The organism is Brachyspira sp. SAP_772 (genome assembly GCF_009755885.1).
GTDB lineage: Bacteria > Spirochaetota > Brachyspiria > Brachyspirales > Brachyspiraceae > Brachyspira.
This window is the reverse complement of the sequence record NZ_VYIX01000016.1, coordinates 1-1354: the sequence shown is the minus strand read 5'-3', so window position 1 is coordinate 1354 and position 1354 is coordinate 1. Positions and strand designations below refer to the sequence as shown.

General features: G+C 29.2%; 2 protein-coding genes. Both read left to right on the top strand.

What is annotated here, in order from left to right; translation table 11 throughout:
- The coding region (locus GQX97_RS12210) for an MATE family efflux transporter (protein WP_255447392.1) at positions 1–514 on the top strand (514 nt) is incomplete at its 5' end.
- Positions 515–607: 93 nt separating this feature from the next.
- A complete protein-coding gene (gene deoC, locus GQX97_RS12205) occupies positions 608–1258 on the top strand; it encodes a deoxyribose-phosphate aldolase (protein ID WP_157152207.1) in 651 nt (216 codons plus the stop codon).
- Positions 1259–1354 lie beyond the last annotated feature (96 nt).

The following is a 1354-nucleotide window of genomic DNA, read 5'->3' as shown; positions in this document are numbered from 1 at the left end:
AATATTTACGCTTGTACTATTGGTGTTTATAGGGTTGGGTCAAGGGGTACAGCCTTTTATAGGGTATAATTTTGCTTCAAAAAATTATAAGAGAATGAATGCATCTATAAAACTTTCTTGTTTGRTTAGTTTTATTTCTGGTATTTTATTTTTAGTCGTTGCTTTTATATTTTCTAAAGATTTAATTAGGATTTTTATAGATAATGATGAGGTTATAGAGTATGGTTCTAGKTTTTTAATAGCGGCTTATTCTGTAGCACCTTTTATAGGTTTTCAATTTATATTTATGTCTACATTTCAGGCATTAGGAAAAGCTTTGCCTTCTTTGGTGCTTTCTATATGCAGGCAAGGTTTGGCATTTGTTCCTGCTATATATATAGGCACTAAATTTTTTGGCATAAAAGGTATWATATGGTCGCAGCCTATAGCGGATATTGTATCTATATTATTGTCTGCTATAATGTATATTTATATATATAAAAAGGTTAAAAGAAAGTCTATAGACGTTGTATAATTGTTTTTTGTATAAATTTTATATATAATCGAAAAAATAAATTTGACAAAGAGCATAATATTTTATATCCTAATATATAGAGGTATATAAAAAATGGAAAATCTAAATCAATTTATAGATCATACTATATTAAGAGCAGATGCTACAATAGATGATATAAGGAAATTATGTATAGAAGCTAAGGAGCATAATTTTTATTCGTTATGTGTTAATTCTGCTTATGTTAATGTTGCGTACAATTTTCTTTTACATTCAAATGTTAAGGTTTGTTCAGTTGTAGGGTTCCCTCTTGGAGCTATGATTAAAGAGGCTAAGGCTTATGAAACAAAATTTGCTATTGACAGCGGTGCTAATGAAATAGATATGGTAGCAAATATTGGTTTTTTAAAAAGCAAAAAGATAGATTTATTTGAAAGAGATATTAAAAAAGTAAGAGATGCTTGTCATGTTGGAGTACTTAAAGTAATTATAGAAACTTGCCTTTTAACAGATGAAGAGAAGGTGTTAGCTTGTAAGATAGCTAAAGAGTTTGGAGCAGATTTTGTTAAGACTTCCACTGGTTTTTCTACAGGAGGAGCTACAGAGCATGACGTTGAGCTTATGAGAAAAACAGTCGGTGATAAAGTAGGAGTTAAAGCTTCCGGCGGAATCAAAACTTATGAAGATGCTATAAAAATGATAAATGCTGGTGCTAATAGAATAGGTACTAGTAATGGTGTAGCTATAATGAAGTCTTTAAAGTAATTTCTTTAATAAAATAAAAAATCAAGGATTATTGTAAATGGAATATAGAGAGCCTAAAGCATTCTATGATGAAGAAGCTTTTAATAAGGGGTTATT